Annotated in this window: 7 protein-coding genes; 2 read left to right on the plus strand and 5 right to left on the minus strand. The window is 70.6% G+C overall.

Annotated elements, in window-relative coordinates; all coding sequences use genetic code 11:
- Positions 1–221: 221 nt before the first annotated feature.
- From sbnA to ABT063_RS45045, 4 genes are read right to left on the minus strand one after another with little or no spacing between them, the layout of a single operon-like run.
- On the minus strand, positions 222–1,361 hold the full coding sequence (gene sbnA / locus ABT063_RS45030; RefSeq protein WP_351066879.1) for a 2,3-diaminopropionate biosynthesis protein SbnA: 1,140 nt from the start codon (positions 1,359–1,361) through the stop codon (positions 222–224).
- A gap of 43 nt (positions 1,362–1,404) precedes the next feature.
- Entirely contained in the window at positions 1,405–2,475 is a 1,071-nt protein-coding gene (gene sbnB, locus ABT063_RS45035; RefSeq protein ID WP_351066880.1) for a 2,3-diaminopropionate biosynthesis protein SbnB, read from the minus strand.
- Entirely contained in the window at positions 2,472–6,179 is a 3,708-nt protein-coding gene (locus tag ABT063_RS45040; RefSeq protein ID WP_351066881.1) for an amino acid adenylation domain-containing protein, read from the minus strand. Before ABT063_RS45040 ends, sbnB begins: the two co-directional genes overlap by 4 nt.
- Entirely contained in the window at positions 6,167–8,770 is a 2,604-nt protein-coding gene (locus ABT063_RS45045; protein ID WP_351066882.1) for a Pls/PosA family non-ribosomal peptide synthetase, read from the minus strand. Before ABT063_RS45045 ends, ABT063_RS45040 begins: the two co-directional genes overlap by 13 nt.
- Before the next feature lie 273 nt (positions 8,771–9,043).
- Here ABT063_RS45045 and ABT063_RS45050 point away from each other — a divergent pair, with 273 nt between their 5' ends.
- Both ABT063_RS45050 and ABT063_RS45055 read left to right on the plus strand, forming a co-directional pair.
- Entirely contained in the window at positions 9,044–9,736 is a 693-nt protein-coding gene (locus tag ABT063_RS45050; RefSeq protein WP_351066883.1) for a 4'-phosphopantetheinyl transferase family protein, read from the plus strand.
- Between the two features lie 706 nt (positions 9,737–10,442).
- Positions 10,443–11,633: an acetyl-CoA C-acetyltransferase gene (locus tag ABT063_RS45055; protein WP_351066885.1), complete on the plus strand. Its 1,191-nt coding sequence runs from the start codon at positions 10,443–10,445 to the stop codon at positions 11,631–11,633.
- 132 nt (positions 11,634–11,765) lie between these two features.
- On the opposite strand, the gene ABT063_RS45060 is transcribed toward ABT063_RS45055, so the two are convergent.
- A complete protein-coding gene (locus ABT063_RS45060; protein ID WP_351066887.1) occupies positions 11,766–13,235 on the minus strand; it encodes an MFS transporter in 1,470 nt (489 codons plus the stop codon).
- Positions 13,236–13,896: the final 661 nt, after the last annotated feature.

Here is a 13,896-nt window from a genome sequence, read left to right on the forward strand (position 1 = left end):
CCGCGCGGCGGGGGCGGGCATCTCCGCCCCGCGGCACGCGATTCCGTAGATCGGGCCGGCGGTCGCGTCGTACAACCGGGTGAAGGCGTCCTGATTGCCGGCGGCGACGGACACCAGCAGTCGATCCGTCTCGGATGTACCGATGTGCCGGGCCCCGGGGGCCTGCCGCTTCGCCACACCCTCTCCTGCCTGCGTGTCTGCCCCGATCCGCCCTGCTGGGCTCACCCGCCCTCCCCCACAGTGTCCGAGGCCCGGCTGCCCTCCGCATCCCGCGGTGGGGCGGATTCGGCTGTCCAGGGGCCCGGTGGCGGCCGGCTCGGGCCCGCGGTCGTGGTGTCACCGGCCCGGACTTCGTCCTCCTGGCGCCGGTGGCCCACCCGGGGGCCCGGCGCGGGCACCGGTGGTGCGGGGTCGAACACGCCCTCGCCGTAGAGGGCCCGTACCCAGTTGCCCTGGTAGACGGTATCGAGGTAGCGCTCGCCGAGGTCCGGGGCGATGGCCACCGCAGTCAGGCCACGCGTGTCATGCAGAGCCAGCCAGCCCATCGCGCCGCTGACCACGGTGCCGGTGGAGCCGCCGAACAGGAAGCCGCGTCGGGCCAGGCGGTGGCAGGCGCGGATGCTGTCCGCCTCCTCGACGTGCACCGCCTCGTCGACGAAGGATTCGTCGAGCAGCGGAGGGCACATGCTCATGCCCAGACCGGGAAGCAGTCGGCGTCCCGGAGCACCGCCGAAGGTCACCGAGCCGACGCTGTCCACCGCGACGATCCGGACCGGCCGGTGCCACTCCCGGAAGTAGCGCGCGCAGCCCATCAGTGTCCCGGTGGTGCCGGCCCCGACGAACAACACGTCCAGTCCTGGGAACGAGCGGGCTATCGCCGGTGCCGTCCGAAGGTAGTGCGCCTTCCAGTTGCCCGGATTGGTGTACTGGCTGAGCCACACGTACCGGTCGTCCAGGGCGCACAGCGTGCGGACGTAGTCGATCCGCGCACGGAGGAGACCGCCGTCGGTGCTCGGCTCGGTGACGACGTGCACATGGGCGCCCAAGGCGTCCATCAGCAACCTGGTCGACAGATTGCAACGGGAGTCCGTCACGCACAGGAACTGGTAGCCCTTACTCGCCGCGATCATGCTGAGTGCCACGCCCATGTTTCCGGACGAGGACTCGACCAGGACCGACTCCGGCGTCAGGACTCCCGCCTGCTCGGCAGCCTCCACCATCTCGGTCGCGGGCTTCAGCTTGATCGAGCCGGCGAAGTTGAAGCCCTCGCACTTCAGGAAGAGCCTGCGCCCCATTATCGACTGGAGGTCGACGTAGAGATCCTCCTCGTTGAAGGTGTAGGGAGCGGATATGACTGACACGATGGCCTCCGCGGATTGAAGAGCGGCCCGGGCCGGATGTGTTTCATCCGTACCTGCGCAGCTCATGAAAGAAGCCGTCGACGACGTGCAGCTCTCCGGAGCCGGCCACCTCGTCGTAGACGTACTTGCCGACTGCCAGGTCGAGCACCCCGAGGCCGAAGGGCGAGAACACCACCGTCCGGTCCGCCGACGGCGTTACGCGTCCGGCCATCACGTCCGCCAGCGTCCCCGTCAGGAAGTCGCGGTTGCCCGTGCGTTGTTCGGCCAGGTGAACGGACGTGTCCGCCCGCAGGCAGTGCTCGACGTCGTCGACGATGTTGTCCGAGGCGAGCACGACCTCCGGAGCCAGGTCGCGCAGCGACACGTGCAGCACGAGCGGTCGGTGTGCGAACCACGACGGATCGCAGACGTGCGGCCGGGCGGCGACCGTGGCGAAGACGACCAGGTCGCTCCCGCGGATCAGCTGCTCGGGGCTGTCGTGCACGACGATCCAGCCGGTGGCTCCGGACTGCTCCAGGTAGCAGCGGAAACCGGCCGCGCTGTCGGCGGACACGTCGTGCACGCCGATGGCGTCGAACGACCAGCCGGTACCGGCCAAGAAGGTGTGGATGTAGCGGGCGATCAGCCCCGTCCCGAAGAACCCGACGCGCGTCGGGCGCGGTCGGCCGCGGCTGAGCCGGTCCGCCGCCAGCGCAGCCGACGCGGCCGTCCTCGTGGCGCTGATGATCGAGGCTTCCATGCATACGAACGGGTAGCCGGTGTGGCGGTCGTTGAGGATGAGCACCGCCGAGGCCCTCGGGATGCCGGCCTCCACGTTCTGCGGGAAGCTGGAGATCCACTTCAGACCGTCCACCCCTGCCTCCCCGCCGATCGAGGCGGGCAGGGCGATGATCCGGGACCTCGGGCGGTCGGGGAAGCGCAGGAAGTGGGACGGCGGGTTCACCGAATCGCCCGCGCTGTGCAGCCGGTAGGTGGCCTCGACCAACTCCACGATCTGCTTCTCGCGCCCCTGCAGCGCTTGCTGGACCTGGCCGCCGGACACAACCGCGAACGGCGGCACGGTGACGGGCCCGGCCGGTGCGGACTCCAGTGCGGTGGAACGGGTGATGGTCATGCGGTGATCACCTCCACGGTCGGCGAGCAGTCGGCCAGGCGCACCGCGTCCGTCATCGCGACGAGCACCTCGCGCGGCCCCTCGTACGGCTCCCTGCTGTGGGCGGTGCGGACGTTGTCGACGAGCATCAGGTCGCCGGTCTGCCACGACTCGCGCACGGTGTGGGACTGGTAGACGTCGTTGAGCAGTTGCACGGTGTCCTCGCCGATCGGTGCGCCGTCCCCGTAGCGGGTGTTGAACGGCAGCCCGTCGGCGCCGTAGACGTCCACCAGGTACTCACGTATCTCGGGGGCCAGCGTCCACTCGTTGAGAAACGCGATCTGGTTGAACCAGCAGCGCCGGCCGGTGACCGGGTGCCGCACCACGGCGCTGCGGCGCTGCCAGGTCCGCAGTCCGCCGTCGGGCTGCCACTCGAACTCGATCGCGGCCGCGCGGCAGTAGCTCTCGACCGTGCCGCGGTCCTCGGTGCCGAAGGCGTCGGCGAAGGACGCCCCGATCTCGTCGTTGTAGTTGCGGGTGAGCAGCCAACCCTCCCGCAGGAACCGCTCGACGAGATCGATGGGCAGCGCGTTCAGCACGGTCGGTGCGTCGGCCAGCGCGGTCGCCCCGCCGACGGCGGGAGCACTGAGGCAGGCGAACAGCATCAGGCCGGGGAACTCCAGGGTGTAGCTGAGCTCGTGGTGCATGCACATCGGCTGGTTCGGCGGCCACTTGGACGAGGAGTACACGCCGTCGGAGTAGGTGCGCCGGGACGCGAAGGCTTCCTTCTCGGTCATCAGAGTGCCGGCCAGTCGTCGGAAGACGGCCTCGGTCTCGGCCTGGCCGCTCAGCCCGAGGCCGCGGACCAGGACCGAACCGTGCTCGGTGACGATGGCGCGCAGCGCGTCCCGGTGCTCGGCCGCCCAGCTCGCCGCGTCGCCGGTGGAGCCGACACGCAGGATCGGGGGTTTGCCGGGCTGCAGGTCGACGCTGAGCAGCGACAGGGGGAACGAGGACGGCATCTCGGTCTCCTTTCGGTGGCGGTTCAGAAGGAAGCCGGCGGTCCGGCGACGCGCGGCACCGCCTGCGCCGCCCCGGTCGGACCGGTGCTGAGCACGTGGGGGGCGGAAGAAACACACCGAGGCGTCCGCCCGAGCGCCATCCGGTTCCGGCCGGGGCCACAGCGGCTCGGCCTGCGGCGGCTCGGACCTGCCGTCGACCAAGCGGGCCAGGTCGGCCAGGACGGGGTGGCGGGTGATGTCCGTGATGTCCACGGCACGGTCCAGGGCGATCGCGAGCCGCACCGCCGCGAGAGAGGTGCCGCCGCGGTCGAAGAAGTGGTCGTGCCGGCGGATCGTGTCCTGCGGGCTCTGGAGCACCTGGGCCCACAAGGCGGCCAGCCGCCGCTCGGTCGGCGTACGTGGCGCGTCGCGGTCCTCCTCGACCGTGTCGAGCCCGGTGCCGCCGGATCCGACCTCGGGTACCCCGGCGCCGAGCTGTGCGGCGAGTGCGGTCAGCGCTTTCCTGTCGACCTTGCCGTTGGCGGTCACGGGCAGGCTCTCCTGCCAGTGGAACTCCGAGGGGACCATGTACACGGGCAGCGACCGGCCCAGCCAGTCCTTGAGGACGCCGTCCTCCAACGGGCCCCGACCGGAGTAGAAAGCCACCAGACGCCCGCCCTGTCCGGCCCCCTCGACGGCCACCACCGCACTGTCGCGGACCCCGGGTGCCCGCAGCATGGCGCTCTCGACCTCGCCGATCTCGATCCGGAAACCCCGGATCTTGACCTGGGTGTCCCGGCGGCCGAGGAACTCCAGCTTGCCCCCGGGCACCCAGCGGCCGTAGTCGCCGCCCCGGTAGAGCCGTCGGCCCGCGTGATGCGGATCCGCCAGGAAGGCCTGCCGGGTGCGCTCGGGGTCGTTGACGTAGCCGCGGCCGACGCAGACCCCGGAGAAGACGATCGCACCGGGGGCGCCGAGCGGCACCGGTGACAGGTGCTCGTCGACGACGTGGACATGCACGTTGTTGACGGGGCGGCCGAGCGGGATCCGTCCGGTGTCCGGCACCCGGTCCATCACCTCGTGGTTGGTGTCGTCCGAGGTCTCGGTCAGCCCGTACGCGTTGACCAGCCTGATACCGGGCTGGGCCGCGAACCAGCGCTGTACGAGCTCCTTCTTCAGCGCCTCGCCGGTGACCGACACGCACCGCAGATCCGGCAGCTCGCGCGGGCGCCGCTCCAGGTAGGACACGACGGCGTCGAGGTACGACGGCACGACCTGGAGCACGCTGACCCCGCCGCGGGCGATCGTGTCGACGAACCGCGGGACGTCCAGGATCGCGTCCTGTTCCACGAGCAGGGTCCGCCCGCCGGCCAGGAGCGCGGAAGCCAGTTGCCACAGCGAGATGTCGAAGCACTGGGGCGCGGTCTGGGCGACCACCTGCTCCTCGCCGATCCCCAGGTCGTCGATCTTGGCGTAGAGGTGGTTGAGCATGCCCGCGTGCTCGCACATGGCTCCCTTGGGCTCGCCGGTGGAGCCGGAGGTGAAATAGATGTAGGCGAGCTGGTCCGGTGCGACGCCGACGCCGAGGTCGGAGTCCGGGTGGCCCTCCGCGTAGGCCGCGTCGACGGAGAGCGCCCGGACCGCGGGCAGCGCGTCGAGGGCCCGGTCGAGCATCGTGGTGCTGCCCGGCTCGGTCAGCACGAGCCGGCACCCGGCACGGGAGAGCATGGTCGCGATGCGGTCGGACGGGAAGTGCGGCTCGACGGGCAGGTACGCCCCACCGGCTTTGAAGACCGCGAGGACGGCGGCCGCCCAGTCCAGGTTCCGCTCGGTCACCACCGCGACGACGCCTTCGCGGCGCAGCCCCCGCGCCAGCAGGGCCCGCCCCAGCCGGTTGGCCCGCGCGTCGAGTTCCCGGTAGGTCCACCGCTGGTCGCCGCGTACGGCCGCTAGGGCGTCCGGGTGCGCCCTGACGCGCTGTTCGAACAGCTCGTGGAAGCGGTGGTCGGGCAGCTCCCGGCGGGGTCCGGCGAGTCCTTCGAGCTGGAAGCGGCGCTCCTCGGCGGAGAGCAGACTCTGTCGGCCGTGCGCGGCGTCCGGATCGGCGGCGATCAGCGTGAGCGCGGTGAGGTGGTATCCCACGATCCTCGCGGCGCAGTCCGCGTCGAGCGCGTCGGTCCGGTACCGCAGCCGCAGCGTGCGCCGGTCACCGCGTCGCGGGATTTCCACCCGCAGCACGGCACTCTCGGCGAGCTCGCCTCCGTCGCCGGTCGGATCGAACACGGCCTCGGTCGACGGGCCGGGCAGGCCCAGCTCACGCCTGAGACCGTCGACGGGGAAGTCCTTGTGCAGCAGCAGTTCCGACTCGGCCCGGTGGGTGTGGAGCACCAGCGTCCGCCACGAGTCGGGTTCGGTGGTCAGCCGGCAGGGCAGCGGCCGGCCGCCCCGCACAGCGACGTAACCGGTCGTGACCTCGTGCTCGCCGGACAGAGCGGCGAGCACCTTGGCGTGCGCGGCCAGCAACACCGAGCGGAGGGGGACCGCCAGTTCGTCCGCCAGGCGGCTCAACGCGTCCACCAGGTCCGCGGGAAGCGTCGCCTCGTGCTCGGCGACGCGCGTCACCGGGTCGAGGGTCCACCGAGGGACCGTGGTGACCCCGCCGGCGGTGAGCGCGCCCCGCCAGAACTCCCGGCCGGCCTCAGCAGTTGTTGTCACGGATGCCATGGGGCCTGCCTCCCCTCGTCCTCGCTGTGCGAGCGCAGGTCCTCGCCCCGCGAACGGAGCGGCCTTGCCGGATTCCCGCCCCACCACGCGTCCTGCGGGACCACCTCTCCCTTCATCAGGAAGGAGTCAGGGGCGAGCACCGCACCGTCGCCCACCGTCACGCCGTAGTGGACGAAAGCGCCGACCCCGAGGGTGCAGCCGGAGCCGATCGTGCTCCGGTCGGACTTGAAGGCGCCGTCCTCCTGCGAGTGGCACTGGACGACGCTCCCCGAGTTGAGCGTGCAGCCGTCCCCGATGGCGGCCATGGACCGTTCCGTCAGATAGCAGCCGTCGTCGAAGACCATGCGGCCGAGCCGCACCCCCAGCAGCCGCCAGATCACGTTCTTGAACGGGGTGCCGTTGAAGATCTTCAGGTACGTCTCCGACGGCACCTTCCAGTAGCGCTCACGCCGCCAGAAGTCCGGGGTGTAGATCGAGCAGAACAGCGGCCTGAGGGGATGGAACACTGTGACGACGCGTTCGACCAGCACGAAGTAGGCGATGGTGAACACCACGACAAGGACGTCGGCCAGCGCGATCGCCGACACGCCGAGCGGCCCGTACAGCTCCGCGGCTCCTGAGGCGAGCAGGGCGAGAGCGAAGGTGTAGATCCAACGCGTCAGCAGGTACCACCCCATGGTGGCGGCGTTGTGCCTGTTCTTGGCGGCCAGGCGGCGCCGCAGCTCCTCACGGCTCTTGAACCGGTCGAACCTGCTGTCCCGCAGGACCGAACGGGGAATCTCGAAGCTGGGCGAGCCCAGCAGCCCGACGCCCTCGCGGACCTCCCCGTCGACGGGCACCATCACCTTCGTCGCGAGGAGACAGTTGTCGCCGGTCCTGCCCCGCGTGGGGTACGCGACCCTGTTGCCGAGGAAGTTGCGCGGCCCGATCGATACCCGGGACACGCGGAACGCGGTACTGGAGAAGTCGGCATTCATGATCGACAGGCCGTCGGCGATCATCGTCCCGCGCCCGACGGAGCTCAGCAACGGCGTCTCGTGCTTCACCTCCGTGCCGAAGTTCGACCCGGTCTGCTCGACCCGGGAGAGGTCGTACCCGAGCCACCGGAGGTAGTGGACGATGCAGGAGCTGTCCCCGAACAGGCGCTTGAGGAACTTCCAGTTGGTCAGGAGCGCGATCGTCCGGTGCACCCCGTGGTGAAAGCCGTACAGACGGTAGACCCTGCCCGGCTTGAGGGTCAGGCCGAGCAGCCGCGGAACGGTGGCCAGGACGAGGAGACCGGCGGGAACGGCGCCGAAGACCAGCACGAAGGAGAACACCAGGGCGTCGCGGTAGAACGCCCAGTCGGCGAAGACCGCGGGCCCCGGCTCCAGAGCCGTGCTGAGCTGCGGGACCTCGACGAGCAGCGCGAATACGCCGCCGACCGCGAACGGCACGTACAGGCCCAGTGCGATCAGCAGCTGCAGAACGCTGTGGGCCGCCCTGCGCACCGCACCGCAGCGGGCCGACCCCACCACTCGGTAGTCCACGTCGGTCCGCTGTGCCGGAGACCCGTGCCAGTGCTCGCCGGCGGGCACCGCCTGCCCACGGTGCAGCGAGGAGGCGTGGCCGAGCTGCGCCCCGTCCCCCAGCGACGTGTCGATGTCGAGCACCGTGGCCTCGCTGACCAGCACGTTCCTGCCGAGGGTGACCGGGCCCGGCTGGATCAGTCCGGCGTGGGCCCGGTAACAGGCGAAGGACGAGTCCTTCCGGATGACCGTGCCGTCGCCGATGGCGAGCAGGTCGGTGCACACCGGCACGCTCCGGGAGAGGACCACAGCACCGCGCCCTACCTTCGCGCCCAGTGCCCTGAGGTAGAGCAGGTAGAGCGGCGAGCCGCTGAACAACACCAGTGGATCCGACCGAACCAGTGTCTTGACGATCCAGAAGCGCACGTACGCAAGGCTCCAGACACGGATGTGCCGCGGCTTCCACCGGCCGACGAGCGTCCACTTCACGAGGACGGGAAGGGCACACAGGGCGAGGAAGGCCGCAGCGCCGAACAGGACCGACCGCAGGTACACGTCGAGCACACCCGATCCGGCGGAGATCCACTCGTAGCCCCGGGCGGTGGCGAACGCGATGAGATAGGCGTACCCGAGGAATGCCAGGAACTGCAGCGCGCCGCACAGGACGTACTGCGGCATGCCCGCCGGGGACTGAGCCGGCACCGGAGCCGGGCCCTGTGCCGGAAACGGCTCCGGTGCCGGTGACGGGGCCACGGCCGCCGACTCCGCCCGGGGAGCGGGCGGGGCATCCGCGAGCGCCGTCGCCAGGCTCCTGATCGTCGGGTACCGGTAGACGTCCTTCATCGACACCGACGGCAGATCGGCGCGCTTCCTGACCCGCGCGCAGAAGTGCGCCATCACCAACGAATCAGCGCCCAGTTCGTCGAAGAAGTGACGGTCGACCGGCACCTGCTCGGTCCGCACGACCGTGGCCAGCACCGCGGCGAGGGTCTTCTCGATCGCGGCCGGTTCACCGTACCCGTCCAGGAGGGCCGTGGATTCCTCCGGAGCGGAGGGCAGCGTTTCCACCGGCTTGTCCACCATGTCAGCTCCCGGGAAGCTTCCGAGGAAGTGCCGGCCGGCACTGACCGGCGTGCGTGGGACACCGGCTTCGGGCCGAGACCGAGTGCGAACGACACGGGCCGTAGCCAAAACCACCCATGCTCTTGATTCGGCGCCGGGACGCGGACAGATCTCCACATTCGGAAACTTCTGGCGAGGAGGTCCCAGAGGCTTTCCGCCTGGACCGTTCCCTTGGGCGCGTCGTACGTTGACACCGTGGTGGTCCTGTTGCCGACCGGCAGGGCGGAGCGAGCGGTGCCCAAGGACACCCCTTGGGGCAGCATGCTGTCGCTGTGGCTGGTCAACGCACTGAGTGAAGGGGAAGGCGCAGCTCGTCTCGCTCCCCGCCTCCTTGAGCCGGCGGAACAACAACGTGCGGCCGCCTTCGGTCGGCCTGAGGACCGCCGGCGTTACGTCGTTGCGCATGTGGCGCTACGGGTGCTGCTGGGTGCCCGCCTGGGAGTCACCGCCGACGCGGTGCGGTTGGTTCGAGAACCTTGCCCTACCTGCGGCGCCCCGCATGGGAAGCCCGCGGTTCACGGCGGAGACGCGCACTTCTCGATCTCCCGCAGTGGCGATGTCGTGCTGATCGGGATCGCCGATGTGCCAGTGGGCGTGGACATCGAACAGGTCCCCCGGTCAGATGTGGTTGCGGAGCTCTCGTCCTCCCTGCACCGGAAGGAAGCGGCAGAGCTGGCTGCTGAACCTGATCACACCAAGTCGGTGGCGTTCGCCCGTACATGGGCGCGCAAGGAGGCGTACCTCAAGGGGATCGGCACCGGCCTCTCGCGAGATCCTGCACGGGACTACGTGGGCGCCGGGCCCAGGCCCGGCACCGGCCCTCGGGGGTGGGCGCTGGGGGATGTGGCAGTGCCGGACGGGTACGCGGGAGCATTCGCACTTTGGGTGGGCCGAGACGGACAAGAACGTCCCGCACGATGTCGGTGACCCTTGGTGCTGCAGCGGGGCCACATCAATCGCCTGCCCTTCAGACCGGCCGCCTGGGCAGGAGCTGTTCCCGCTCGTCCGAGGCCAGTACCAGCCCCGACCATGGGCCGCTCACGCTCGTCGGAGATCGTCGCCTCCTCCGCGGACTACGACGCCGACAACGCCGAACGCCACGGTCGGCTCAACCGCGCCCTGTCCGACGCCGGCCTCGGCGCACTCGTCGACGACCCAACCGGGACGCACGCCGCGCCGTGCGTCAAACGTGCGTCATGGTCGGCGGCTCGAAGAACGCGTGCGTCAGGACCCAAGATCATTTCCACACAACTACAGGACCGCAGGCCGGCCACCGGACAGCCGGACAGCCGGACAGCCGGACAGCCGGACAGCCGGACGCGCCAGCAGGCCACCCATCACGCCCGAACGTGACCGCTCCCCAAGCGCTCACCTCTCAGCGAAAAACGGGACACCAGACCAGAGCAGCCACACCCCCTGAAGATCACCGCTCCGTCAGGCCGCCGGGGGCGGGACCGGTGGACGGGGAGCCGCCGCCGTAGCCGGGCGGCGTGCCGTTCCCGCCGGTGCGGTGCTGGGACGCCTCCGGTCGGCTATGCCGTCGCTCACACCGCCGGAGGCCGCATTTCCTTGGCCCAACTCGTGGGTAATGTAGCCGTGTTGTGGTCCACAACTGCTACCCACGGAGGACGTCGTGTCCGGATCCGTCATCCTGGCTGGAGCCCGTACCCCCACCGGGCGCCTGCTCGGGGCTCTGAAAGACTTCTCCGGAGCCCAGCTCGGGGCGATCGCGATCAAGGCGGCCCTGGAGAAGGCGGGGGTGGCGCCCGAGCAAGTGGAGTACACGATCATGGGACAGGTGCTCACCGCGGGCGCCGGCCAGATCCCGGCCCGCCAGGCCGCGGTGGCCGCCGGCATCCCGATGAGCGTCCCGGCGCTGACCGTCAACAAGGTGTGCCTCTCCGGGGTCGACGCGATCGCGCTGGCCGACCAGCTGATCAGGGCCGGTGAGTTCGACCTGGTCGTGGCGGGCGGTCAGGAGTCCATGACGCAGGCTCCGCACGTGCTTCCCAAGTCGCGTGCGGGCTTCAAGTCCGGTGACGTACCGCTGATCGACCACATGGTCCACGACGGCTTGTTCTGCCCCTTCGACCAGCTCGGCATGGGCGTCTCGACCGAGAAGTACAACAGCCGCTACGCCGGGCTGACCCGGGAGAAGCAGGACGCCTTCGCCGCGGCCTCGCACCAGCGGGCCGCCGCCGCGGCGGCCGCCGGGCGGTTCGCCGAGGAGATGGCGCCGGTGACGGTCCCGCAGCGCAAGGGCGACCCAGTGGTGTGTGACACCGACGAGGGCGTGCGTCCCGACACCACGGCGGAGGTCCTGGCGAAGCTGCGTCCCGTGTACAGCCCCGACGGCACCATCACGGCGGGGACGGCGTCGCAGATCTCCGACGGCGCCGCGGCCGTGGTGGTGGCGAGCAAGGCCAAGGCCGAGGAGCTGGGCCTGCCCTGGATCGCCGAGATCGGCGCCCACGGCGTGGTGGCCGGACCGGACGGAAGCCTGCACGAGCAGCCGTCGAACGCGATCAGGGCGGCGCTGGCCAAGGCCAAGCTGGAGCCGTCCGACCTGGACCTGGTGGAGATCAACGAGGCGTTCTCCGCCGTCGGCATCGTCTCCACCGAGCAGCTGGGCATCAGCCCGGACATCGTGAACGTCGACGGCGGAGCCATCGCGCTCGGCCACCCGATCGGCGCCTCCGGCGCCCGGCTCATCGTCCACCTGGCCTATGAGCTGCGCCGCCGCGGCGGCGGTCTCGGCGCGGCAGCGCTGTGCGGCGGCGGCGGGCAGGGCGACGCCCTGCTGATCCGCGTGCCGTCCGCCTGACGGCCGGTCGGAGCAGCGCGGCCGGGAGCCGGAGGAACACACGGTCCCCTGGGTGCGGCACATGGTGGCCGCGCCCAGAAGGCCGTCCGCAACCCGCGACCCGGCGTGTCGGGTTGCCCCTGGAGTCGGGGGTCACTGGGTGGGCGTGACCCGGTCCTGAGGCGCCTGCGCTGCGGCCGCGGCCGCCGGCGCGGATTTCGGCCGCAGCATGATGAGCATCGTGCACACCACGGCCGCGCACAGGATGTTGACGGCCATCGCGGCGACATAGACGTGGTGGAAGGACGGGATGCCGCCGGGGGCCGGGCCCGACGCCATGATCGAGGCGAATCCGGCGACGCCGACCGCACCGCCGACCTGGCGCACCGTCAGGGTCATGCCGAGGCCGCCCGCGAACTTTTGCGGGGGCACCGTCCCGGCCGCCAGCGACGACAGGCAGGTGATGGCGAGGCCGAGGCCGCCGCCGCCGAGGATCGCGGCCGGCAGCCAGCCGCCCAGGAAGTTGGGCGTGGGGCCGAAGAGGCCGGACGCCCAGATGGCGTTGCTGCCTGTGAAGGACAGCGCGCCCAGGACCGTCACCTTCACCTGGGTCGCCGGTCGGGTGAGCCGTCCGGCCGTCAGTGAGCCGGCCATCGAGGAGACGGCCCCGATGCTCAGGGCACCGGCCGTCTGCAGGACCGACCAGTGCCAGATGTCGGCGGCGAACAGCGGGGCGGCCAGCATCCACGCGAACATCGTCATGTTGAGCATGCCGAGGCCGAGGTTGGCGGTCCGGAAGACGGGGCTGCGCCACACCGTCAGCTCCAGGGCCGGCGCCGGGTGCGTGCGCGAGCGCAGCACGGTCACGGCGACGAGCGCCAGCCCGGCCAGCCCCAGTCCGATGGTGCGGACATCTCCCCAGCCCCAGGTGTCCCCCTCGGTGAGCGCGCTCACCACCCCGCCGATGCCCAGGGCGAGCGCGATGCTGCCCACCGCGTCCGGCAACCTGTCCCCGGTGCCGCGCAACCGCTGCCTCGGCAGCATCACCGCGGCGGCGACCAGCATCACGCCGCACAGCGGGAGGTTGACGTAGAACACCGAGCGCCAGCCGAAGGCGCGCAGCAGCAGCCCGCCCGCGGCCGGTCCGATGACGGCGGAGAAGCCCGCCACCGCGGACCAGGTGCCGACCGCTCTGGCGATGCGCTCCCGCGGTGTCGTGGCGAGGATCAGGCCGAGCGCGGCGGGGATCATGCCACCGGCCGCCGCGCCCTGGACGAACCGCGCTGCGATGAGCCACCAGATGGACGGCGCCACGGCGCAGACGAGCGAGGCGGCGGTGAAGGCGGCCAGGGACCAGAGGAAGACGGTGCGCCGGCCGACGCTGTCGGCGATCCTTCCGGCGGGCGTGAGCACGGCCGCCAGCAAAATCGTGTAGCCGCTGAGGACCCACGTCATGGTGTTGAGCGATGTGCCCGGGAAGTCGTCCAGAACGTCCGGAAAGGCGATGCTGATGATCGAGAGATCGAGGAAGGCCATGAAGCTCGCGCCGCTGCACAGCGCCAGGACGCGGGCCGGTTTGACTTCCCGCGTTGTGCGTTTGCAGTCAGCCGACTCGTCGGGCATGCCGGTCCCCTCAGCTCGTCTGCGTCGTCGAACTCGCCTGCGGTCCAACTCGGTGCGTGGGGAGGCTGGTTGAAGCAACGCAGCCGAAGCAAGTGTGACCGTCCCCCGTCGGCGGCGGGGCGAATTGCGTGATCAGTGCATGTGATGGCCCTCACTCGAGATTCACTCGAAGATCTTTGCTGTCATGCCTTGCGGTGGCTCTCGCGGCAGGCCAATGATGGGTCGGGGCGTCCGGGGGATGAACCGGCGCAACGGCGGGGGCCGCTACCGCCCCATCGCACGACAGCACACCTCTGCAGCCCGGTACTTCTGCACGCCTGCACGTCTGCACGACAGCGTTCCTGCACGACACTTGCGCACTTCGGCAGTTCAGCACTTGGCGTACTTGCAAACCTGACAGCGCGGACGACTCACAGCGCAGCCGCTTGCACGACTGTTCGTGAGGCGTACGCCGCTCGATCACGGGGGAATCGGCACGGGTGCACGGGGCATCAGCCCTGGGCGCGCGCTTGGATCCGGCATCTGTAGGCCCTCACAGGGCTGCCTCGGGTGCCGTTGCCCTGCCCTGCCCCGGGACGGGCGGCGCTCACCGGACGCGCCGCGGGTGATCACGGGGAGGCACGGCATTGACTTCTTTGAGTTCCGTCCTGATCGGCAGCGG

It is taken from the genome of Streptomyces sp. NPDC002838 (assembly GCF_040295365.1).
In the GTDB taxonomy this organism is placed as follows: Bacteria; Actinomycetota; Actinomycetes; order Streptomycetales; family Streptomycetaceae; genus Streptomyces.

What these genes read in the sequence shown, in the direction of transcription:
- sbnB (WP_351066880.1), bottom strand. Translation starts at nt 2,475, where the DNA reads ATGACCATCACCCGTTCCACCGCACTGGAGTCCGCACCGGCCGGGCCC.
- ABT063_RS45040 (WP_351066881.1), bottom strand. Translation starts at nt 6,179, where the DNA reads ATGGCATCCGTGACAACAACTGCTGAGGCCGGCCGGGAGTTCTGGCGG.
- ABT063_RS45045 (WP_351066882.1), bottom strand. Translation starts at nt 8,770, where the DNA reads ATGGTGGACAAGCCGGTGGAAACGCTGCCCTCCGCTCCGGAGGAATCC.
- ABT063_RS45060 (WP_351066887.1), bottom strand. Translation starts at nt 13,235, where the DNA reads ATGCCCGACGAGTCGGCTGACTGCAAACGCACAACGCGGGAAGTCAAA.